General features: G+C 63.6%; 22 protein-coding genes. 15 read left to right on the plus strand and 7 right to left on the minus strand.

All coding sequences use genetic code 11. The annotated features are described in order from the left end of the window. Positions 1–386: 386 nt before the first annotated feature. Positions 387–719 carry a ComEA family DNA-binding protein gene (locus ACVOLL_RS02455; protein ID WP_481511430.1) on the minus strand — a complete coding sequence of 111 codons (333 nt, stop codon included), beginning with the start codon at positions 717–719 and terminating at the stop codon, positions 387–389. 233 nt (positions 720–952) lie between these two features. Between ACVOLL_RS02455 and ACVOLL_RS02460 the strand changes: the two genes are divergently transcribed. The 4 genes from ACVOLL_RS02460 to murU all read left to right on the plus strand — a co-directional run bounded on the left by ACVOLL_RS02460 (position 953) and on the right by murU (position 4,570). After that, a complete protein-coding gene (locus ACVOLL_RS02460) occupies positions 953–2,446 on the plus strand; it encodes a M20 family metallopeptidase (RefSeq protein WP_481511431.1) in 1,494 nt (497 codons plus the stop codon). Between the two features lie 93 nt (positions 2,447–2,539). After that, the gene (locus ACVOLL_RS02465; RefSeq protein WP_481511432.1) at positions 2,540–2,815 is read left to right on the plus strand and encodes a GlsB/YeaQ/YmgE family stress response membrane protein; all 276 of its coding nucleotides are present in this window, start codon (positions 2,540–2,542) and stop codon (positions 2,813–2,815) included. Positions 2,816–2,861: 46 nt separating this feature from the next. Next, positions 2,862–3,872, plus strand: a complete 1,011-nt coding sequence (locus ACVOLL_RS02470) for an aminoglycoside phosphotransferase family protein (protein ID WP_481511433.1) — start codon at positions 2,862–2,864, stop codon at positions 3,870–3,872. Then, positions 3,869–4,570 carry an N-acetylmuramate alpha-1-phosphate uridylyltransferase MurU gene (gene murU, locus ACVOLL_RS02475; RefSeq protein ID WP_481511434.1) on the plus strand — a complete coding sequence of 234 codons (702 nt, stop codon included), beginning with the start codon at positions 3,869–3,871 and terminating at the stop codon, positions 4,568–4,570. Before ACVOLL_RS02470 ends, murU begins: the two co-directional genes overlap by 4 nt. Positions 4,571–4,832: 262 nt before the next feature. Here the strand turns inward: murU and hda are convergent, their stop codons facing one another. From hda to ACVOLL_RS02490, 3 genes are read right to left on the minus strand one after another with little or no spacing between them, the layout of a single operon-like run. Then, positions 4,833–5,534 carry a DnaA regulatory inactivator Hda gene (gene hda / locus ACVOLL_RS02480; protein WP_296250981.1) on the minus strand — a complete coding sequence of 234 codons (702 nt, stop codon included), beginning with the start codon at positions 5,532–5,534 and terminating at the stop codon, positions 4,833–4,835. Next, a complete protein-coding gene (locus ACVOLL_RS02485) occupies positions 5,531–6,706 on the minus strand; it encodes an AI-2E family transporter (protein ID WP_481511435.1) in 1,176 nt (391 codons plus the stop codon). Before ACVOLL_RS02485 ends, hda begins: the two co-directional genes overlap by 4 nt. After that, positions 6,703–7,839 carry a DUF2066 domain-containing protein gene (locus tag ACVOLL_RS02490; RefSeq protein WP_481509305.1) on the minus strand — a complete coding sequence of 379 codons (1,137 nt, stop codon included), beginning with the start codon at positions 7,837–7,839 and terminating at the stop codon, positions 6,703–6,705. The genes ACVOLL_RS02485 and ACVOLL_RS02490 overlap by 4 nt, the downstream gene beginning before the upstream one ends. 130 nt (positions 7,840–7,969) lie before the next feature. On the opposite strand from ACVOLL_RS02490, the gene purM reads away from it, so the two are divergent. The 5 genes from purM (at position 7,970) to ACVOLL_RS02515 (ending at position 11,816) form a co-directional block, all read left to right on the plus strand. Beyond that, positions 7,970–8,995 (plus strand): phosphoribosylformylglycinamidine cyclo-ligase, encoded by a 1,026-nt coding sequence (gene purM / locus ACVOLL_RS02495; protein ID WP_481511518.1) that lies wholly within the window; start codon positions 7,970–7,972, stop codon positions 8,993–8,995. 12 nt (positions 8,996–9,007) lie between these two features. Further along, positions 9,008–9,616 (plus strand): DUF2238 domain-containing protein, encoded by a 609-nt coding sequence (locus tag ACVOLL_RS02500; RefSeq protein ID WP_481511436.1) that lies wholly within the window; start codon positions 9,008–9,010, stop codon positions 9,614–9,616. Continuing rightward, complete coding sequence (purN, locus tag ACVOLL_RS02505) at positions 9,613–10,272, plus strand: phosphoribosylglycinamide formyltransferase (protein WP_481511437.1); 660 nt, start codon at positions 9,613–9,615, stop codon at positions 10,270–10,272. The genes ACVOLL_RS02500 and purN overlap by 4 nt, the downstream gene beginning before the upstream one ends. A 135-nt stretch (positions 10,273–10,407) precedes the next feature. Further along, a complete protein-coding gene (locus ACVOLL_RS02510) occupies positions 10,408–11,130 on the plus strand; it encodes a DUF3108 domain-containing protein (RefSeq protein ID WP_481511519.1) in 723 nt (240 codons plus the stop codon). A 2-nt stretch (positions 11,131–11,132) separates the two neighbouring features. After that, positions 11,133–11,816 carry a DUF3108 domain-containing protein gene (locus ACVOLL_RS02515; protein WP_481511438.1) on the plus strand — a complete coding sequence of 228 codons (684 nt, stop codon included), beginning with the start codon at positions 11,133–11,135 and terminating at the stop codon, positions 11,814–11,816. 224 nt (positions 11,817–12,040) lie between these two features. Here the strand turns inward: ACVOLL_RS02515 and ACVOLL_RS02520 are convergent, their stop codons facing one another. From ACVOLL_RS02520 to ACVOLL_RS02530, 3 genes are read right to left on the minus strand one after another with little or no spacing between them, the layout of a single operon-like run. Continuing rightward, the gene (locus tag ACVOLL_RS02520) at positions 12,041–12,349 is read right to left on the minus strand and encodes an EF-hand domain-containing protein (protein WP_481511439.1); all 309 of its coding nucleotides are present in this window, start codon (positions 12,347–12,349) and stop codon (positions 12,041–12,043) included. Next, positions 12,346–13,620: a UDP-N-acetylglucosamine 1-carboxyvinyltransferase gene (gene murA, locus ACVOLL_RS02525; protein WP_481511440.1), complete on the minus strand. Its 1,275-nt coding sequence runs from the start codon at positions 13,618–13,620 to the stop codon at positions 12,346–12,348. Before murA ends, ACVOLL_RS02520 begins: the two co-directional genes overlap by 4 nt. A 39-nt stretch (positions 13,621–13,659) precedes the next feature. Then, complete coding sequence (locus tag ACVOLL_RS02530) at positions 13,660–13,890, minus strand: BolA family protein (RefSeq protein WP_296251001.1); 231 nt, start codon at positions 13,888–13,890, stop codon at positions 13,660–13,662. 52 nt (positions 13,891–13,942) lie between these two features. On the opposite strand from ACVOLL_RS02530, the gene ACVOLL_RS02535 reads away from it, so the two are divergent. The 6 genes from ACVOLL_RS02535 (at position 13,943) to ACVOLL_RS02560 (ending at position 18,817) form a co-directional block, all read left to right on the plus strand. Next, positions 13,943–14,944, plus strand: a complete 1,002-nt coding sequence (locus ACVOLL_RS02535) for a KpsF/GutQ family sugar-phosphate isomerase (RefSeq protein ID WP_481511441.1) — start codon at positions 13,943–13,945, stop codon at positions 14,942–14,944. A 62-nt stretch (positions 14,945–15,006) separates the two neighbouring features. Continuing rightward, a complete protein-coding gene (locus ACVOLL_RS02540) occupies positions 15,007–15,552 on the plus strand; it encodes a KdsC family phosphatase (protein ID WP_481511442.1) in 546 nt (181 codons plus the stop codon). Next, positions 15,552–16,118, plus strand: a complete 567-nt coding sequence (lptC, locus tag ACVOLL_RS02545) for an LPS export ABC transporter periplasmic protein LptC (protein WP_481511443.1) — start codon at positions 15,552–15,554, stop codon at positions 16,116–16,118. The genes ACVOLL_RS02540 and lptC overlap by 1 nt, the downstream gene beginning before the upstream one ends. Further along, positions 16,105–16,623 (plus strand): lipopolysaccharide transport periplasmic protein LptA, encoded by a 519-nt coding sequence (gene lptA / locus ACVOLL_RS02550; protein WP_481511444.1) that lies wholly within the window; start codon positions 16,105–16,107, stop codon positions 16,621–16,623. Before lptC ends, lptA begins: the two co-directional genes overlap by 14 nt. Beyond that, positions 16,623–17,342 (plus strand): LPS export ABC transporter ATP-binding protein, encoded by a 720-nt coding sequence (lptB, locus tag ACVOLL_RS02555; protein ID WP_481511445.1) that lies wholly within the window; start codon positions 16,623–16,625, stop codon positions 17,340–17,342. The genes lptA and lptB overlap by 1 nt, the downstream gene beginning before the upstream one ends. 41 nt (positions 17,343–17,383) lie before the next feature. After that, on the plus strand, positions 17,384–18,817 hold the full coding sequence (locus ACVOLL_RS02560) for an RNA polymerase factor sigma-54 (protein ID WP_481511446.1): 1,434 nt from the start codon (positions 17,384–17,386) through the stop codon (positions 18,815–18,817). Positions 18,818–18,863 lie beyond the last annotated feature (46 nt).

Consider the following 18,863-nt stretch of genomic DNA (forward strand, 5'->3'; position numbering starts at 1 on the left):
GCCGCGAAGCAGATACAGAATCAGATCGCCCGGCAGCCAATTGCCTCAGCACCACCTGCTTAGCAGCTGACGCCGCTCCCACAAACAACCGCAGCCCCGGAAGCAGCTGGCGAGCCGAGTCGAAAAGCCCGAATCCCGACTTTTCCGGATCCGGAATATCCCATCCAGATTTCCGGCTCAACGCCCAAAAACCAGCAAGGCCCGGGTTTCCCCGGGCCTTGCCGTTTCCAACGAGCACAGACAGAAAAATCGCCCGGCTGCACGTCACTGTGCAACACCGGACGACCTCACATCCTTGTTGGCATCCTGCCAGCCCCCAGCGTCCTGCCCTTTTCGGGTTCCTGGTGATCCGTCCTCCTGACGGTTCACTATTCGATTCCTTCCGCTCAGCGCCTCTCAACCGGCTGCGCAGCTACCGTCCCGGTAGCACTCTTGGCAGGGGCGGCTCCGGCCCTTGCTTCGATCAGGTCACGATTCCGTTCGACCGTCTTCAATCCGATTCCTTTCACCAGTGCCAGTTCCTCGACACTTTTGAAGGGCCCGTTGGCCTGTCTGTGTTCGACGATCGCCTGCGCCTTGGAAGGGCCTACGTTCACCAACACCTGATTCAGCTCCGCCGCAGAGGCGGTATTGATATCGACCTTGTCCTTGGCTTGTGCCGTAAGGGTCAACAACAATGCGAGAATCAGAGACTGCAGCGTTACGGTAAGAAGCTTCATCGCTGTACTCCTTGTGGCTTGGTCATTGATTGGCTGGCTATCCCGCCGGTCAGATCAGTGTTCCGCGCCACATGCAGCCAGAATATCCGGGGCGGGTTCAGCAAACAGCCAGCCAACAACCCGACCCCTTGTAGGGAAAGTCCTACAAAATCCACTGATGAAACCGCCGCAAGCCCGATAAACAAAGGAGCGGCGTAGAATGGTTGCACCTGACATTGCTACCGGAGATCCAGATGGACAGCGCCAAGATCGGCCAATTTCTCAGCGACAAGTGGGACAACGACATCGTCCCGCAATTGGTCGATTACATCCGTATCCCCAACAAGTCGCCGATGTTCGACGCGAACTGGGTCGCCAACGGCTATATGGAACAGGCCGTAACCCTGATGGAGAGCTGGGCCAAGGCGCAGACCATCCCCGGCCTGCAGGTCGAGGTGGTTCGCCTGGAAGGCCGCACCCCGCTGCTGTTCCTGGAAATCCCGGCCACCGGCCCGGAAACCGGCGACGACACCGTGCTGCTCTACGGCCACCTGGACAAGCAGCCGGAAATGACCGGCTGGGACGAGGACCTGGGCCCGTGGATTCCGGTGCTGCGCGGCGACAAGCTGTACGGCCGCGGCGGCGCCGATGACGGCTATGCCATCTTCGGCTCGCTGGCCGCGGTGCTGGCGCTGCAGGAACAAGGCCTACCGCACGCCCGCTGCGTGATCCTGATCGAAGCCTGCGAAGAGTCCGGCTCCTACGATCTGCCGGCTTACGTCGACCATCTGGCCGAGCGCATTGGCCAGCCGTCGCTGGTGGTGTGTCTGGATTCGGGCTGCGCCAACTACGACCAGCTGTGGTGCACCACCTCGCTGCGCGGCCTGACCGGCGGCAACTTCACCGTCAAGGTGCTCAACGAAGGCGTGCACTCCGGTGATGCCTCCGGCGTGGTGCCGTCCAGCTTCCGCCTGCTGCGCCAGCTGCTGTCGCGCATCGAGGACGAGAAGACCGGCCGCATCCTGCTCGATGGCCTGCACGTGGACGTGCCGGCCGAGCGCCTGGAGCAGGCCAAGCGTGCTGCCGACGTGGTCGATACCGCCATCTTCGACAAGTTCCCGCTGGTCGACGGCCTCAAGCCGATGAGCGATGAGCTGACCGAACTGGTCCTCAACCGCACCTGGCGCCCGGCTCTGTCGGTGACCGGCATCGGCGGCATGCCGCCGCTGGAATCGGCCGGCAACGTGCTGCGTCCGGAAACCTCGGTGAAGCTGTCGCTGCGCCTGCCACCTACCGCCAATGGCAAGGCCTGCGGCGAGCTGCTGAAGGAAGCCCTGCTGCGTGATCCGCCGAACGGCGCCCACGTCAGCCTGGACCTGGAAAAAGCCTCCACCGGCTGGAACGCACCGGCCATGGCATCGTGGCTGGAGCAGTCCATCGACGCCGCCAGCCAGGCCTTCTTCGGCAAGCCGGCGATGTACATGGGCGAAGGCGGCTCGATCCCGTTCATGGGCATGCTGGGTGAGAAGTTCCCGGGTGCGCAGTTCATGATCACCGGCGTGCTCGGCCCGCATTCCAATGCACATGGCCCGAACGAGTTCCTGCACATCCCGATGGGCAAGCGCGTCACCTCCTGCGTGTCCAAGGTGCTGTTCGACCACCACGCCGCCAGCCTGCGTGGCGAAACCAGCGGTTCGCCGGTGGCCGCCGACAGCGGCACCCGTCACGGTGGCCACGGCTGCTGCTGATCGGTCCGACGCGGTTGGTCGAATGTTGATGGTTTGATGACGAACGCAGCCTGGCCTTGCTAGGCTGCGTTTTTCTTTGCCACGGACAAGAACATGAGCGGACTGTTTGGCAGCGACAGCTGGCTGTACATCATCCTGATCGGCTTCTTCGTAGGCCTGTTGGGTCGCTTCTTCATGCCCGGCAACAACCGCATGGGCTGCCTGCTGACCATCGTGCTCGGTGTGGCCGGCGCGGTATTTGCCGGCTGGTTCGGCCGTGAGATGGGCTGGTATTCGGCAGGTCAGCCGGCCGGCTTCGTCGGTTCCATCATCGGTGCGATCGTACTGCTGGCGCTGCTGCGCCTGATCAGCGGCGGCAACAAGCGCTGACTCCCTTCCAACGGCGCCTGCGGGCGCCGCTTCACTTGTAGTGTCCATGAACGATCCCGCCTCCGATCCGCTGCGCGCCCAACAACGCCTGCAGTGGACCTGTACCGCACTCGGCGACCCTGCCTCCACGCTTGAACGCGCATCGGTCGATGCCGGTTTCCGCAGCTATTGGCGCAGCACCAGCGCACGCGGCAGCCACATCGTGATGGATTCGCCGCCCGGCTTGGAAGATGTACGCCCCTGGCTGCGCATGCACGACCTGCTGGAAACCAACAGCGTGCGCGTACCGCAGGTGCTGGCGCGCGATGTCGACAACGGCTTCCTGCTGCTGGAAGACCTGGGCGGACCAACCCTGGCCCGCTTCATCAACGACGACACTGCCGATGCCTGGTTCGATGCGAGCTTCGCGCAACTTATCCGCCTGCAGTCGATTCCGGTGCCCGAAGGCATGGGTACGTTCGGCGAGGCGCTGCTGCAGCGCGATGCTGGTCTGTTTGAAGAGTGGTTCGTGCAACGCCACCTCGGTCTAAGCTTGGACTGTGGCGAAAGCGAGCAGCTGCAACTGGTGCAAAGGCGCCTGATGGACAACGCCTTGAACCAGCCACAAGTGCTGACCCATCGTGACTTCATGCCGCGCAACCTGATGCCGGTCGAGGGCGGCCCTGCGGTGCTGGATTTCCAGGATCTGGTCAGCGGGCCGATTGCTTACGATCCAGCCAGTCTGTTCAAGGACGCCTTCCTGAGCTGGCCGCTGGAAAAAGTGGACGCCTGGCTCGCGCGTTACCACGCACAGGCACTGGCCGCCGGCCTGCCGGTGCGGCCGTGGCCGCAGTTCCTGCGCGACGCCGACTGGATGGGCGTGCAGCGCCATCTGAAGATCCTCGGCATCTTCGTGCGCCTGCGTGATCGTGACGGCAAGGGCCACTACTTCGAAGACGCACCGCGTTTCATCCGTTACCTGGATGAAGTGCTGCCGCGCTATCCGGAGCTGGCGCCGCTGCAGGATCTGTTCGAGCGCCGCTTCAAGCCGGCGATGGCTGCCAAGGCTTCAGCATGAAGGCTTTGATCTTTGCCGCCGGGTTGGGCGAACGCATGCGCCCGCTTACCGACCACACGCCCAAGCCGCTGTTGGCCGTGGCCGGTGTGCCACTGATTGAATGGCATCTGCAGCGTCTGGCTGCGCTGGGCATCCGCGATGTGGTGATAAACACCAGTTGGTTGGCCGCGCAGTTTCCGGAAAAACTGGGGGATGGCAGTCGTTGGGACCTGCGTCTGCATTACCTGTACGAAGGCCCGGTGCCACTGGAAACCGGCGGTGGCATGCACAACGCACTGCCGCTGCTCGGCGATGCGCCGTTCCTGGCGGTCAATGGCGACATCTGGAGCGACTTCGATTTCGCCACGCTTCCGCGGCAACCGAAGGGCAGCGCGCATCTGGTCATGGTCGACAATCCAGTGCAGCATCCGCGCGGCGATTTCATTCTGGATGCCGATGGTCTGCTGCATGACAACGGCGAACAAGCGCGCCTGACCTTTGCCGGCATCGGCGTGTATCGGCCGCAATTGCTGCAGGACTGGCAGGCCGTGATTGGCAGTGCCGATGGCAGCGCGGAAACCCCACCGCGCTTCAAACTTGCACCCTTGCTGCGCGCGGCAATGGCCAGCAACAGCATCAGTGGCCAGCACCACCAGGGCCGCTGGACCGACGTCGGCACACCCGAGCGCCTGCAGCAGCTGGAAAACCAGCTCTTGTAGGAGCGGTGTAAGCCGCGAAGCAAGTGATGACTCAGATACACAGATGCCCGCAATTGCAGGCATCTTCGTTTACGGACGCGACACCGGCTTCGCGGCTTACGCCGCTCCTACAAAAGCCGCGTCCGCCAGCCGTTTGGGGGAGCGGTGTGAACCGAGAAACAACTGAGGTGTCAGATAAAAAATGCCTGCAATCGCAGGCATTTTTTCGGATAGAACATCTGCTTCGCGGCTTATGCCGCTCCCACAAGACCCAGAATGCCGATCAACCCGGCCCGTTCTCCAGCACCCGCTTCAGGAACGGCACGGTAATCCGCTTCTTTGCCGCCAGCGATTCACGGTCCAGCCGCTCCAGCAAGGTTACCAGCCCGCTCAGGTCGCGGCCGGTGCGGGTCAGCAACCAATCCAGCGTGGCCTCATCCATCACCAGCCCACGGCGCACCGAGCGCTCACGCAGCACCGCGCCACGGCCCTCAGCATCCAGCGGCTCCAGGGTGATGCGGCTGCACTGCGACAGACGCGAGCGCAGGTCCGGCAACACCAACCCCAGGCCATCAGGCGGCAGCCGCGAGGTATAGATCACGGTCACGTCGGCAGCGCGCGCGCGGTTGTGGAACTCGAACAGGGTGATTTCCTGCTCGCGTCGGCCGGCGACATATTCCAGCCCGTCCAGCGCCAGCACGTCGTGCCCCTCCAGCGCTTCCAAGGCGTCCTGCAGGCGCGTACCGGCCGCCTGTAGTGGCAGGTACGCAGGGCGACGCCCGGCCTGCAGCGCGGCAGCGCAGGTAGCCAAGGCCAGGTGCGTCTTGCCGGTAGCACCGGCACCCACCAGATAGATCCAATCCTGGCTACTGCCATTGGCAACGGCACGCAACTGCGGCAGCGCACCTTCCGGCGCACCGATGAACGTTTCAAAGCGCTGGTCTGGCGGGTAACGCAAGGCCAGCGGTAACTGCGGCACACTCACTTAGGTTCTACATCCTTCGACACGATGCTCAGATCCGCCGGCACTTGAACGTTGCGCGGGTCCAACACAATCGTCGGCCCGTGGCCGGCATACAACTCACTTTGGCGATATCGCTGGTGCGCATAGCGCAACAACACGTTGATCACCGCCGCTGCTGGCAAAGCCAACAGCATTCCCAGGAAGCCAAACAACTGGCCACCTGCCATCACCGCAAAAATAACCGCGACCGGGTGCAGGCCAATTTTGTCACCGACGATGCGCGGCGTCAGCACATAGCTCTCCAACAACTGGCCGACGGTGAAGACAACGCCCACCAGCACCAGCAACTGCAGGTCCACGCCCTGCGATTGCACCAAGGCCGCCAGCACCGCCATCACCACGCCGGTGGTCGCCCCCAGATAGGGGATGAAGCTGATCAAGCCAGCCACCAGGCCGATCAACAGGCCCAGGTTCAAACCCACCAGGGTCAGGCCGGCCGCATACACCACACCCAACGCGATCATCACCGCGATCTGGCCACGGATGAAGGCACCCAGCACATCGTTGGACTCACGCGCCAAGCGCGACACCACTTCGATATGGTTGCGCGGGATCATCGATGCAACCCGCTCGACCAACTTGTCCCAGTCGCGCAGGAAGTAGTAGGCCAGGATCGGCAACAAGGCCAGATTGATCACCCAGGCCACCATCGCAAAACCCGAGCGCGACACGTAGCCAAAGAACGTGGTGGCAACGCCGCCGGCCTGCTGCCAATGGCTGCGCACCCACTCAAACAAGCGACCGGGGTCCAGCCAGGCCATGATTTCCAGGCCGGTCTTCTGCTCGAGCCACGGGATCGCGGTATTCATCAACCACTCCTGCCCTTGGGGCAAAGCGGCGATCAGGGTAATGATCTGGCGTTGGATCAAGGGCACCAAAATCAGCAGCGCCAAGGCCAGCAGCAGGATCATCAACACGAACACCAGCACCACCGCGGTGTTGCGCGAACGACCCCGGGCTTCCAGCCGGTCAACCAGCGGATCACCCAGCCAGGCCAGCATCAAGGCGACCACGAACGGGGTCAGCACCGGGGCCAACAGCCACATCACCCACAGCCCGAAGGCACTGAGCACCACCCACTTCAGGCGGCGCAGGAACAGCGCGATTTCCATTTCCGCTGTATCAGTACTCATCGAATGCGGTACTCCGCGCGGCGGCTGCCGCTGTTCTGATCCGTAGATGCATCCGCATCACCATCGTCCACCGCGCCCACCGGCTGCAAGGCCGCATCGCGTCCCAGCATGCGGTTGAAGCCTGGCAGACCGCTCATCAGCTCGACATCCAGTTCCAGGCGGTCGCCCGAGGCCTGGATTGGGGTGATCCCCTTCACCACCGCCACGCTCTGCAAGGTAGCCGCCAGGCGCAGGTAGTCATCCGCGCTGCGGATTCCGCTGACCACGATCCGGTAGGTGCCCGGGGCACCACCAACTGGCGCCTTGGCATAGCGCCGCACCAGCGCATCGGCGGCACCATCGGCCCCAGCCATCATCGCCCGCCGTGCATCGGCGTCGTTGGTGGTCCATTTGGACAGCTCACGGCCGTTGTCGACAAACACCCAGTCGGCAACCCAGCCACCGCCCTTGCCGCGGTACAACTTGCCGATCAGCTGCATCGGCGGCGAATAGCGCGATGAGGCGCGCGCTACCGCCGCGGTGTCCTGGCGCCAGATCGCACCGACCAGGGCCTGCTCGGCCGCGCCGCCGGCCGGCAGCCCCAGCTTGAAGCCACGCTCAACCGCACGATCCAGCAACGGCCGCGCCGCATTGGACTGCGGCACACCCACCAGACGTGGGCCGCTGCCATCATCAATGGCCAGCCAAACCACCGGCTTGGGCCGTGGCTGCGGCCACACCGGCAGCCCCAGCGCAGCTACCAGCCCGTCGACGTCATCCTGGCGGAAGCGTGCCACCAGCATGGTGCGGAAGCTGGGCGCGCCACTGGCGCTGACACTTTGGTCCTGCCGGTAGTCGTAGCTCTCGGCCATGTCCTTGGCACTGCGCAGGGCCTGCGCCACACCCGGCCGCGCCAGCACACTACGGTCGCCGGACAGCTTGGCCAGCACCGCGCCCAGCGCGCGCGCCAGCCCGCCGTTGCGATCGGCCTCGCTTTGGCTGTTGACCGGTACCTCGGCCTCATAGGCACTGCTGGCGCCGGCCACGTCCCCTTCGGTACGCATGCCGGACGACTGCGCCTGCACCAATGAGATTGGCAGGCAGAGCGCCAGAAACAGGATTGTGACCAGGCTGCGGCGCATTGAAATTTCCATTGCTCGACGATTCCGGAGGGAATTGTTGCCCGAATGGGGCCTTCACGCCAACGTGGCCTGTTAAAATCGACCGTTCACCCCGCCAGTGCAGCCGCCAGTGACCAGCCCCTCGACCTCTGCCAACTCCCCCCTGACCTACCGTGACGCCGGTGTCGACATCGACGCGGGCAACGAACTGGTCGAGCGTATCAAGCCGCTGGTAAAGCGCAGCTTCCGCCCGGAGGTGATGGGCGGACTGGGTGGCTTTGGCGCCCTGTTCGACCTTTCCAACAAGTACCGCGAGCCGGTACTGGTGTCCGGTACCGACGGCGTCGGCACCAAGCTGAAGCTGGCACAACAGCTTGGCCGCCACGACACCATCGGCATCGATCTGGTCGCCATGTGCGTCAACGATGTGCTGGTACAGGGTGCTGAGCCCTTGTTCTTCCTGGATTATTTCGCCACCGGCAAGCTCGACATCGACACCGCTGCGGCCGTGGTCGGCGGCATTGCCAATGGCTGCACCGAGGCCGGTTGCGCGCTGATCGGCGGCGAAACCGCTGAAATGCCCGACATGTACGCCCCGGGCGAATACGACCTGGCCGGCTTCACCGTCGCCGGCGTCGAGAAGAGCGAGCTGAAGGACGGCTCGGCCGTCGCCCTCGGCGACGTGCTGATCGGCATTGCTTCCTCCGGCCCGCACTCCAACGGTTATTCGCTGGTGCGCCGCATTTATGAACGTGCCAGTAGCCCGGCCGATCTGGTGCTGGAGAACGGTGTGAAGCTGGTCGATGCGCTGATGGCGCCGACCCGCCTGTACGTCAAGCCGATCCTGTCGCTGCTCAAGACCCACGGCGCAGCCGTGCACGGCATGGCCCACGTCACCGGCGGCGGCCTGACCGAGAACATCATCCGCGTGGTGCCGGAAGGCCTGGGCCTGACCATCGACGCCAGCAGCTGGACCCTGCCGCCGGTATTCCAGTGGCTGCAGCGCGAAGGCAATGTGGCCAACAGCGAGATGTGGCGCACCTTCAACTGCGGTATCGGCTTCGTGCTGCTGGTGCCGGCCGACCAGGTCGCCGCCATCAATGCCACGCTGGACACCTTGGAGCTGGCGCATTGGCAGATTGGTGAAGTGGTGGCTGAAAACGGCGCTGAACGCGTCCACATCGGCTGAGCCAACGCCTACATGACAGCCGCCAAGAAGGCCGCCTTCATCGGCGTGCTTGTTGTATTCGCGCTTACCTGGATCAAACCGCTATGGCCTGTGGAACAGGCCCTGCACAGCTCGCTGACCGTGCTCGGCGTGCTGGCACTGTGGTGGGTGGACCGCCGCTGGCCCTTGGGCAGCGGCGCTTTCGCAGCGATCTGTGGCTTCATCATCCTGCACTGCATCGGCGCCCGTTGGCTGTATTCCAACATTCCCTATGACCAATGGGCGCAGGCCTTGTTCGGCTGGTCGCCGAATGCCGCCTTCGGCTGGGAGCGCAATCATTTCGATCGGCTGATCCACCTGCTGTACGGCATCTGCTTCACCCCGGCGCTGACCCAACTGGCCCGCCACGGCTGGCCAGCGCTACGCCTGGGTCAGGCGTTCACGCTGGCGGTGATGACCATCATGTGCACCAGCCTGGCCTACGAATGGCTGGAATGGGGCATCGCCCTGGCCCTGTCACCGGAAGCCGCCGAGGCCTACAACGGCCAGCAGGGTGACATCTGGGACGCGCATGCCGACATGTTGCTGGCCACCCTCGGCAGCATGGCGTTGTGGCCGCTGCTGCGGAAATCGCGCGCATGAGCCCCCTGCCCCGTCTCGCTGTGCTTGCCTCCGGGCGCGGCAGCAACCTGCAATGCCTGCAGGACGCCATCGCTGCAGGCCAGCTGGATGCACAGATTGTGGGTGTGTTCTCCGACAAGCCGGGCGCCGGCGCACTGGAAAAAGTGGCCCCCGCACAACGCTGGGCGCGCTCCCCCAGGGACTTCGCCGAGCGCGAAGCGTTTGACAGCGCGCTGGCCGACGCGGTGGTCGCAAGCCAGCCGGACTGGATCATCTGCGCCGGCTATATGCGCATCCTCGGTGCCGCCTTCGTGCAGCGTTTCAGTGGCCGCCTGGTGAACATTCACCCCTCGCTGCTGCCCTTGCACAAGGGCCTGCACACCCATGCACGCGCCATCGAGGCCGGCGATGCCGAGCACGGTGCCAGCGTGCACTTTGTCGTACCTGAACTGGATGCAGGCGCAGTGATCGCCCAGGCACGTGTCCCGGTACTGGCCGGTGACAGTGCTGAAGTGCTGGCCAAACGCGTACTGGCGGTCGAACATCCGCTGCTGCTGGCCAGCGTACAGTTGCTGGTCGCCGGCCGACTTGCTGAACGCGACGGCGTGGTGCATTACGACGGTCAGTCCCTGTTTAGCCCATTGCGCCTAGATTCCGCCGGAACCCTTCGCCGCTGATCCACACAAGCTGCTGATGTGTGGTTTGGCAAGATCCCCCCTTACTCCTGCCCTCGTCCTCACATGGCCATAGCGCTTCTCAAACCATTGGTTTTGACCGCACTGCTGGTATCGGCGGTCAGCTACGCCCAGGAAATGCCCGCAGCGGCGGCTACTCCGGCGCAGGCACCGGTTACGCTGGCACCGCCGGCGTTGGAGTGGACCCCACCAGCACTGGAGCCCTTCGTTGCTACCTACCAAGCCTTCTACAAGGGCAAGGAAGCCGGCGATGCCACCATGCGCGTGGTCCACAACAACGACATCCAATGGCGGGTCGACATGGCGGTGCGCGGCAAGCGCGGCTTTGCCAGCATCCTCGGGCTGAACATCGAACAGAGCAACGTGTTCAACAACGAAGGCAACGTTTACACGCCGTTGAGCCAGAGCACGATCAAGAAAGCCCTGTTCATGAGCAAGAAGGTCACCGGCGTCTACAACTGGCAGGCCGGCACCGCGCAGTGGCAGGGTGATCTGAAGGAGGAACGGCAGCAGCCGATTCCACTGCAACGCGGCGACCAGAGCGCCTTGCTGTTGAACCTGTCACTGATGCGCGATGCGCGCCCAGGCCAGGCACTGCAATATCGCTATGTCGATGTAGGCCGGGTGCGCCAGTATGAGTACCGTGCCGCCGACACCACCGAAAACGTGCAGGTGGGTGATCTCAGCTATGACGCCTTGCGCGTGTACCGCACCAATGGCGGCAACGATGAAACCATCCTGTGGATTGCCAACGGCGTACCCACGCCGGTGCGCATTCTGCAACGCAAAGACGGACAGGACGAAATCGACCTGCGCCTGATCGAATACCAAGGAGCCTGAGCATGAAGCTTTCCCACCGCCCCCTGCGTTACCTCGCTGCTGCCGCGCTGATCGCGGCCAGCTTGCCGGCGTTGGCATTTGAGCCGTTCACCGCCAATTACCAGGCCAGCTACATGGGCATGCAGGCCAATGGCGTGATGTCGGTGGCTCCTGCCGGCAACAATCAGTGGCGCTATAGCCTGCAGATCAAGAACCCGATGGCGGAATTGAGCCAAGCCACCGTGTTCGACGAACAAGGCGGCAAACTGCGCCCGCTCAGCAGCCATGATCGTTCAGTCGTGCTGATCAAGCGCAAGCAGGTGGATGCGCGCTATGACTGGAACAGCAACCAGGCCACCTGGACCGGCGATGTGAAGCCCGAGCGCAGCGGCCCGATCCGTCTTCAGAGCGGTGACATGGATGCGCTGCTGATCAACCTGGCCATTGCCCGCGATGTCAACGCTGGCAAGCCACTGACCTATCGCATGGTTGACGATGGCCGCATCAAGCCCATGACCTACCGGGTGATCGGCAAGGAGAACATGACCATCGCCGGCAAGCAGCAGGAAGCCACCAAGGTGTCACGCGTGGATGGAAACAAGGAACAGATCGCCTGGATCGTTCCCGGCATGCCGGTACCGGCACGCCTGCTGCAACGCGAGAATGGCCAGGACGCACTGGACCTGACCATCAAGTCAATTCAGTAAGCCACCTGTAGTGCCGAGCCATGCTCGGCAGAGGCTTTCCCGACAAAACGTCAGCCCAGGCTCTTTTGTGGGAGCGGCGCAAACCGCGAAGCCAGGGCTATGCAAGACACCAGCGAATCAACGATCTGGATGGATCGTCAGTTTCGCGGCTTACGCCACTCCCACAAGAGCGATGCGCCGGTAACGCCCTGGCCGAGCATCGCTCGGCACTACAGGCGCTGTACTTATTCCGTTGCCGGCTTCTTGAAGACCGTGCGGCAATCGCGGCGGAACTCTTCGCCGCTCTTGCGCCAGATGAAGCTGCGGCATTGGCGATCGCCTTCCTCGCTATCTTTCACCTGTACCGCATAAAACGCCTGCAGGAACTCGTCGCGACTGACCTGGCCATCGCCATTCCAGTCCATCTGTTCCTTTTCAACGCCCTGGGTGATGGCCACGCCGCTGTACCAACCCCAGCCCAACCAGGCCAGGGCCAGCAGCACCAGACCCAGCAGGGCCTTGCGACGCGGGGTGAAACGACCCTTGAGGATCATGCTGTCCGCCGCACGTTGGCACCGAGCCCACTGAGCTTTTCCTCAATGTTTTCGTAGCCACGATCCAGGTGGTAGATACGGTCGATGCTGGTTTCATCAGCAGCCACCAGCCCAGCCAGGATCAGGCAAGCCGAAGCACGCAGGTCAGTCGCCATTACCGGCGCACCGCTGAGCTTGGCCACGCCGCGGACGATCGCGGTATGACCTTCGATCTGGATGTCAGCGCCCAGACGCAGCAGCTCGTTGACGTGCATGAAGCGGTTTTCAAAGATGGTTTCGGTGATCACACCGACGCCATCGGCAACACAGTTCATGGCCATGAACTGGGCCTGCATGTCAGTCGGGAAGGCCGGGTGCGGCGCGGTGGTGATGTTCACCGACTTGGGCCGCTTGCCATGCATGTCCAGGGTGATGCTGTCTTCGGTGGTGCTGATTTCAGCGCCGGCCTCGGTCAGCTTCTGCAGCACCGCGTCCATCGTGTCCGGGCGCGCATTGCGCACCGTGACGCGACCACCGGCCATCGCTGCGGCAACCAGGAAGGTGCCGGTTTCAATGCGGTCCGGCAGCACTGCGTGACGACCACCGTGCAGGCGCTCGACGCCCTCGACAACCAGACGCGAGGTACCAACACCTTCGATCTTGGCACCCAGCGCAATCAGGCAATGTGCCAGATCGGCCACTTCTGGCTCCATTGCGGCGTTTTCCAGCACCGTTGTGCCGTCGGCCAGTACCGCCGCCATCAGCACGTTCTCGGTGCCGGTGACGCTGACCATGTCGAAGGTATAGCGACCGCCCTTCAGGCGCCCGTCGACGTGGGCCTTGATGAAGCCGTTCTCAACGCTGATTTCCGCACCCAGCGCCTGCAGGCCCTTGATGTGCTGGTCAACCGGGCGCGAGCCGATGGCGCAACCGCCCGGCAGCGACACTTCAGCCTTGCCGAACTTGGCCAACAACGGGCCCAGCACCAGGATCGAGGCGCGCATGGTCTTGACCAGCTCATATGGCGCCACGTGCTGATCGACGGTACGCGGATCCACCACCACCGCGCTGCCGCGCGACAGCGTGCCTTGATCGATAGTGACCTTGGCACCGAGCTCACCGAGCAGCTTCACGGTGGTGATCACGTCGTGCAGATGCGGCACGTTGGTGATTTCCACCGGCGCATCGGCCAGCAAGGTGGCGCACAGGATCGGCAGGACGGCGTTTTTGGCGCCGGAGATATGAACCTCACCGTTCAGCACATTGCCGCCGGTGACTACGATTTTTGCCATGGATTTAAGGCCGGTATAAGGGAAAGAGAGTGCGCCGGCTCAGCCGGCTTCACCCGGAGTAATGGTTTTCAGCGCCAGCGCGTGGATCGCACCGCCCATCAAGTCGCCCAGCGTCGCATACACCATACGGTGGCGCGCCAACGGCATCTTGCCGGCAAATGCCTCACAGACCACCGTGGCTTCGAAGTGCACTCCGTCGTCGCCCTGCACGTCGGCGCGGGCGCCAGGCAGGCCGGCTTCGATCAGATTTCGGATGGTCTCGGCGTCCAAAGCGCTTTCCTAATAAAATGAACCCCCATTCTACTCTCCGAGTGGCATCCGTATGGCTGCTTCCCCGCTTTCCCTGGCTACATTGCGCGACACCGATCTGGTGGCCAGTGGTCACCGTGTGTTCGAGATCGAGCGCGACGAACTGGACCGGGTAGGCGGTCGCATCGGCGCAGAATTCGCCGCCGCCTGCCGGCTGGTGCTGGCCTCGCGCGGCCGCGTGGTCACCACCGGCATGGGCAAATCCGGGCATATCGCGCGCAAGATCGCCGCCACCCTGGCCTCGACCGGCACGCCCTCGTTCTATGTGCACCCAGGCGAAGCCGGGCACGGTGATCTGGGCATGATCACCGAAGATGACGTGGTCTTGGCGCTGTCCTATTCGGGCGAATCTGACGAAGTACTGACCCTGCTGCCGGTGTTCAAGCGCCAGGGCAACCCCTTGATTTCCATGACCGGCCGGCCGCAGTCGAGCCTGGCGCTGGCCGCCGACGTGCATCTGGACGTGAACGTGGATCATGAGGCCTGCCCCTTGGCCCTGGCCCCGACCTCCAGCACCACTGCCTCACTGGCGATGGGCGATGCGCTGGCGGTGGCCCTGCTGGACGCGCGCGGCTTCACCGCCGACGACTTCGCCCGCTCACACCCGGCCGGCAGCCTGGGCCGGCGCCTGCTGCTGCATATCACCGACGTGATGCATGCCGGCGACGACCTGCCCAGCGTCAGTGACGACGCCAGCCTCAGCCAGGCCCTGATGGAAATGAGCCGCAAGCGGCTGGGCATGACGGCCGTGGTCGATGCCCAGGGCAAGCTGGTCGGCCTGTTCACCGACGGCGACCTGCGCCGTGCGCTGGACACCGACCTGGACGTGCGCACCGCCAGCATCGCCCAGGTGATGACCCGCAACCCGCGCACCATCGGTGCCGACCAGCTCGCCGCTGAGGCCGCACGGTTGCTGGAAACCCACAAGATCAATGGTTTGATCGTGGTCGACGGCGACAATCACCCCGTCGGCGCCCTGAACATTCATGACCTGTTGCGGGCAAAAGTCGTCTGAACCCCGCACAATCAACGACCTCGGGCCAACACCCGACCTGCCGCAACGGATACTGCCTGCCAATGCCTTACTCGCCGCTAGCGCTTTTCCCCGCCAATCTGCACGCCACCGCCAGCGCCATCCGCTTGGCCTGCTTTGACGTGGACGGCACCCTGACCGACGGCCGGCTGTTCTACGATCATGCCGGCAACGAGAGCAAGGCGTACTACGTGCAGGACGGGCTGGGCCTGAAGCTGCTGCAACAGCACGGCATCCATCCGGTGCTGATTACCGCCCGCAACAGCCTGTCGGCGCAGCGGCGCGGGGCTGATCTGGGCATCGACACCCAGATCGCGGTCGGCGACAAGCTGGCCAGCGTGCGTGCACTGTGCGAACAGCACGGCATCGGCCTGGACCAGGTCGCCTTCATGGGCGACGACCTGCCCGACCTGGCGCCACTTGGCGCGGTCGGCCTCGCAGTTGCACCGGCCGATGCGCATCCATGGATCGCCGAGCGCGTGCACTGGCAGACCCGCGCACAAGGCGGGCGTGGTGCAGCGCGCGAACTGTGTGATGTATTGCTGGCCGCGCAGGGCAAACTGGATGCAGTCCTGGCGAGGTTTTCCTGATGAGCTGGCGTTCGCTTCTTGGTATCGGCCTGCTGTTGGCGGCACTGCTCAGCGGTTGGTCGGCTTGGCGCAATCGCACCCATACCGCACCCACGGCCATTGAAGAAGGCAGTACCGACTTCACCTTGACCGACTTTGAGATCATCAGCCTGGACAAGGACGGTCACGAATCGGTGACCCTGCGCGCACCGTTGATGGCGCGCAGCCGCGCCGACCAGACCTCAACCATCAGCAAGCCGTTGTTCCTGCTGCCTGACGCTGCCGGACAGCATTGGCAGCTGCGTGCTGATACCGGCTGGGTCAGCGCCAAGGGTGAAGAGCTGCGCCTGCGCGGCAGTGTCGCCGGCGACAGCCCTGCCGATGGCAAGACCCCACCCACCACCTTCCGTACCGACGCGCTGGATGTGCTCACCGAGCAGAATCTTGCGCGCACCGATGGTCGCGTTACCGTGACCCGCCCCGGGCTCACCCAGACCGGCGTTGGCTTCCAGACCAACCTGAAAACCAAACAGTACTCACTCCTTTCCCAGGTCAAGACCCGCTATGAACCCAATGCTGCCCGCTAAGCTCGCGTCGATCACGCTGCTCGCCGCCCTGCTCGCACCTGGTCTTGCGTGGTCCAAAGCATCGGATCGCAACCAGCCGATGACCATCGACTCCAACAACAATGACTGCAACTTCAGCGACAACGGCAAATGCCAGTTCAGCGGTAATGTGATCATTACCCAGGGCACGATGGAGATCCATGCCGACACCGCTGATGTGATCCGCAAAAACGGCGAAACCGAGCGCGTGATCCTCACCGGCAAGCAAGCCACGCTCAAGCAGCAGATGGATGACAACACCTGGATGAATGCCCGTGCCGACAACATGGACTACAACATCAACAGCGAAATCATCATCCTGACCGGCAACTACAAGGTTGAGTCCGAGCGCGGCACCAATGCCGGCCAGCGCATGGTCTACAACACCCGCAGCGGCGCGATGCAGAGCGGCGGTGATGGCACCCGCGTGCGCACCGTGATCCAGCCCAAGAACAAAGCGCCGGCAGCGGCGGGAGATAGCAAGTAATGCTCGTTGCCCAAGGCCTGCGCAAGCGCTACAAGAACCGCGAAGTCGTCAAGGACTTCGGGCTGACCCTGGATGCCGGCGAAGTGGTCGGCGTGCTCGGCCCCAACGGCGCCGGCAAAACCACCTGTTTCTACATGATCGTCGGCCTGGTCGCCGCCGATGCCGGCAGCATCGTGCTGGACGGCAAGGACATCACCTCCGAGCCGATGTACGAGCGCGCCAAGCTGGGCGTGGGTTATCTGCCGCAGGAACCGTCTGTGTTCCGCAAGCTCAGCGTCGCCGACAACATCCGCCTGGTGCTGGAGCTGCGCACCGACCTGGACAATGTCGGCCGCGAGCGCGAACTGTCCTCGTTGCTGGACGAACTGCAGATCAGCCACGTGGCCGATCAGACTGGCGCCAGTCTGTCCGGCGGCGAGCGCCGTCGCTGCGAAATCGCCCGTGCACTGGCGGCCAAACCGCGCCTGATCCTGCTCGACGAACCGTTTGCCGGCGTCGACCCGATCTCGGTCGGCGAAATCCAGCGCATCGTGACCCACCTCAAGCAACGCGGCATCGGTGTGCTGATCACCGACCACAATGTGCGCGAAACCTTGGGAATCTGCGACCGGGCGTATATCCTCGCTGAAGGCAGCGTACTGGCGCAGGGGGCACCGGAAGATCTGCTTGCCAATACTGACGTACGCCGTGTTTACCTCGGGGACGCTTTCACCCTCTGAGCCGCAGCGCCACGTCGTGCCCCTACCCGAACGGAACAGGCATGAAAGCTCAGCTGCAGACATCGATGGGACAGAGCCTGGTCATGACGCCGCAGTTGCGTCAGGCCATCCGTCTTCTGCAGATGTCCAGCACCGAGCTCGAGTTGGAACTGACCGAAGCAGTGGAAACCAATCCACTGCTGGAATGGGCCGACAACACCGAGGGGGGCGACAGCGACGATGCAGCCCCCAACAGTTCCAACGAAGAAACCCCGATCGATCCTGCGCAAGGTGATATCAACGCCGAGGGCGAAGACTGGGACGGCGGTGATGAGGACTGGAGCAGCGGTCGTTCCGGCTCGTTCGACGACGATGGTGACAACGACGAACGCGAACAGGCCGAAGACGGCGACACGCTTGCCGATCACCTGCTGTGGCAGCTGCACCTGACCCATCTTGGCCCTTGTGATCGCGCCATTGGCGTAGCCCTGATCGATGCGCTGGATGAAGACGGCTATCTGCGCGAACCCTTGTCGGCAATCGCTCAGACCCTGCTGCCGGAAATCCGTGTCGACGAAGATGAGATCGTGGCGGTGTTGCGGCAGATCCAGCGCTTCGACCCGGCCGGGGTTGGCGCACGCAGCCTGGGCGAGTGCCTGAGCCTGCAGCTGGACGTACTGCCCTGCCAAACCCCTGCCCTCGCCTTGGCCCGCCGCATCGCCGATGGCCCATTGGAGCGCCTGCCGCGCGCCGGCATCAGTGGCATAGCGCAGGAACTCAAACAATCCGTTGCCGACGTGGAGGAAGCCGTGCAGCTACTGCGCTCGCTCGACCCACGCCCGGGCAAGCAATTGGGACAGATGACCTCGGACACCTATGTAGTTCCCGATTGCGTGGTCTGGCGCCAGCGCGGCATCTGGCGCTGCGCGCTGGCTGGGCACGCCGGCCCCAAAGTGGTCATCAATCAAAGCTATGAACAGCTGATCCGGCGCTGCGGCGATGCCGACGCCAGCTATCTGCGCGCGCAGCTGCAGGAGGCACGTTGGCTGCTGAAAAGCCTGCAGGCGCGTGGCGAAACCCTGCTGCGCGTGGTCAGCAGCCTGCTGCATCACCAGGCCGGCTTCCTGGAATTCGGCGAGCAGGCGCTGCGTCCGCTAACGCTGCGTGAAATCGCCGGCGAACTTGAGCTGCACGAATCCACCATTTCGCGTGCCATCGCCCGCAAGTACGTGCGCACCCCGCGCGGCACCCTGCCATTGCGTGCATTTTTCGCTTCCGGCATTGATACCGAAGGCGGTGGCGAGGCCTCCAGCACGGCCATCCAGTCGATGATCCGCAATCTGATCGATGCGGAAAACCCGCGCAAACCACTTTCTGACGCCAAGCTGGCTGAGATGCTCAAAACAAGTGGCATACCGGTAGCGCGCCGCACCGTTGCGAAGTATCGTGAGGCCATGAACATCTGTGCCTCTCACGAACGCGTCCGCATCGCCTGAAGCATTCGTTGAGCAGCGCAGGGTTCATCTAGGCAACCCCGAACCA

This window comes from Stenotrophomonas sp. STEN035, from assembly GCF_056759935.1.

What these genes read in the sequence shown, in the direction of transcription:
- ACVOLL_RS02455 (WP_481511430.1), bottom strand. Translation starts at nt 719, where the DNA reads ATGAAGCTTCTTACCGTAACGCTGCAGTCTCTGATTCTCGCATTGTTG.
- ACVOLL_RS02460 (WP_481511431.1), top strand. Translation starts at nt 953, where the DNA reads ATGGACAGCGCCAAGATCGGCCAATTTCTCAGCGACAAGTGGGACAAC.
- ACVOLL_RS02465 (WP_481511432.1), top strand. Translation starts at nt 2,540, where the DNA reads ATGAGCGGACTGTTTGGCAGCGACAGCTGGCTGTACATCATCCTGATC.
- ACVOLL_RS02470 (WP_481511433.1), top strand. Translation starts at nt 2,862, where the DNA reads ATGAACGATCCCGCCTCCGATCCGCTGCGCGCCCAACAACGCCTGCAG.
- murU (WP_481511434.1), top strand. Translation starts at nt 3,869, where the DNA reads ATGAAGGCTTTGATCTTTGCCGCCGGGTTGGGCGAACGCATGCGCCCG.
- ACVOLL_RS02485 (WP_481511435.1), bottom strand. Translation starts at nt 6,706, where the DNA reads ATGAGTACTGATACAGCGGAAATGGAAATCGCGCTGTTCCTGCGCCGC.
- ACVOLL_RS02490 (WP_481509305.1), bottom strand. Translation starts at nt 7,839, where the DNA reads ATGGAAATTTCAATGCGCCGCAGCCTGGTCACAATCCTGTTTCTGGCG.
- ACVOLL_RS02500 (WP_481511436.1), top strand. Translation starts at nt 9,008, where the DNA reads ATGACAGCCGCCAAGAAGGCCGCCTTCATCGGCGTGCTTGTTGTATTC.
- purN (WP_481511437.1), top strand. Translation starts at nt 9,613, where the DNA reads ATGAGCCCCCTGCCCCGTCTCGCTGTGCTTGCCTCCGGGCGCGGCAGC.
- ACVOLL_RS02510 (WP_481511519.1), top strand. Translation starts at nt 10,408, where the DNA reads ATGCCCGCAGCGGCGGCTACTCCGGCGCAGGCACCGGTTACGCTGGCA.
- ACVOLL_RS02515 (WP_481511438.1), top strand. Translation starts at nt 11,133, where the DNA reads ATGAAGCTTTCCCACCGCCCCCTGCGTTACCTCGCTGCTGCCGCGCTG.
- ACVOLL_RS02520 (WP_481511439.1), bottom strand. Translation starts at nt 12,349, where the DNA reads ATGATCCTCAAGGGTCGTTTCACCCCGCGTCGCAAGGCCCTGCTGGGT.
- murA (WP_481511440.1), bottom strand. Translation starts at nt 13,620, where the DNA reads ATGGCAAAAATCGTAGTCACCGGCGGCAATGTGCTGAACGGTGAGGTT.
- ACVOLL_RS02535 (WP_481511441.1), top strand. Translation starts at nt 13,943, where the DNA reads ATGGCTGCTTCCCCGCTTTCCCTGGCTACATTGCGCGACACCGATCTG.
- ACVOLL_RS02540 (WP_481511442.1), top strand. Translation starts at nt 15,007, where the DNA reads ATGCCTTACTCGCCGCTAGCGCTTTTCCCCGCCAATCTGCACGCCACC.
- lptC (WP_481511443.1), top strand. Translation starts at nt 15,552, where the DNA reads ATGAGCTGGCGTTCGCTTCTTGGTATCGGCCTGCTGTTGGCGGCACTG.
- lptA (WP_481511444.1), top strand. Translation starts at nt 16,105, where the DNA reads ATGCTGCCCGCTAAGCTCGCGTCGATCACGCTGCTCGCCGCCCTGCTC.
- lptB (WP_481511445.1), top strand. Translation starts at nt 16,623, where the DNA reads ATGCTCGTTGCCCAAGGCCTGCGCAAGCGCTACAAGAACCGCGAAGTC.
- ACVOLL_RS02560 (WP_481511446.1), top strand. Translation starts at nt 17,384, where the DNA reads ATGAAAGCTCAGCTGCAGACATCGATGGGACAGAGCCTGGTCATGACG.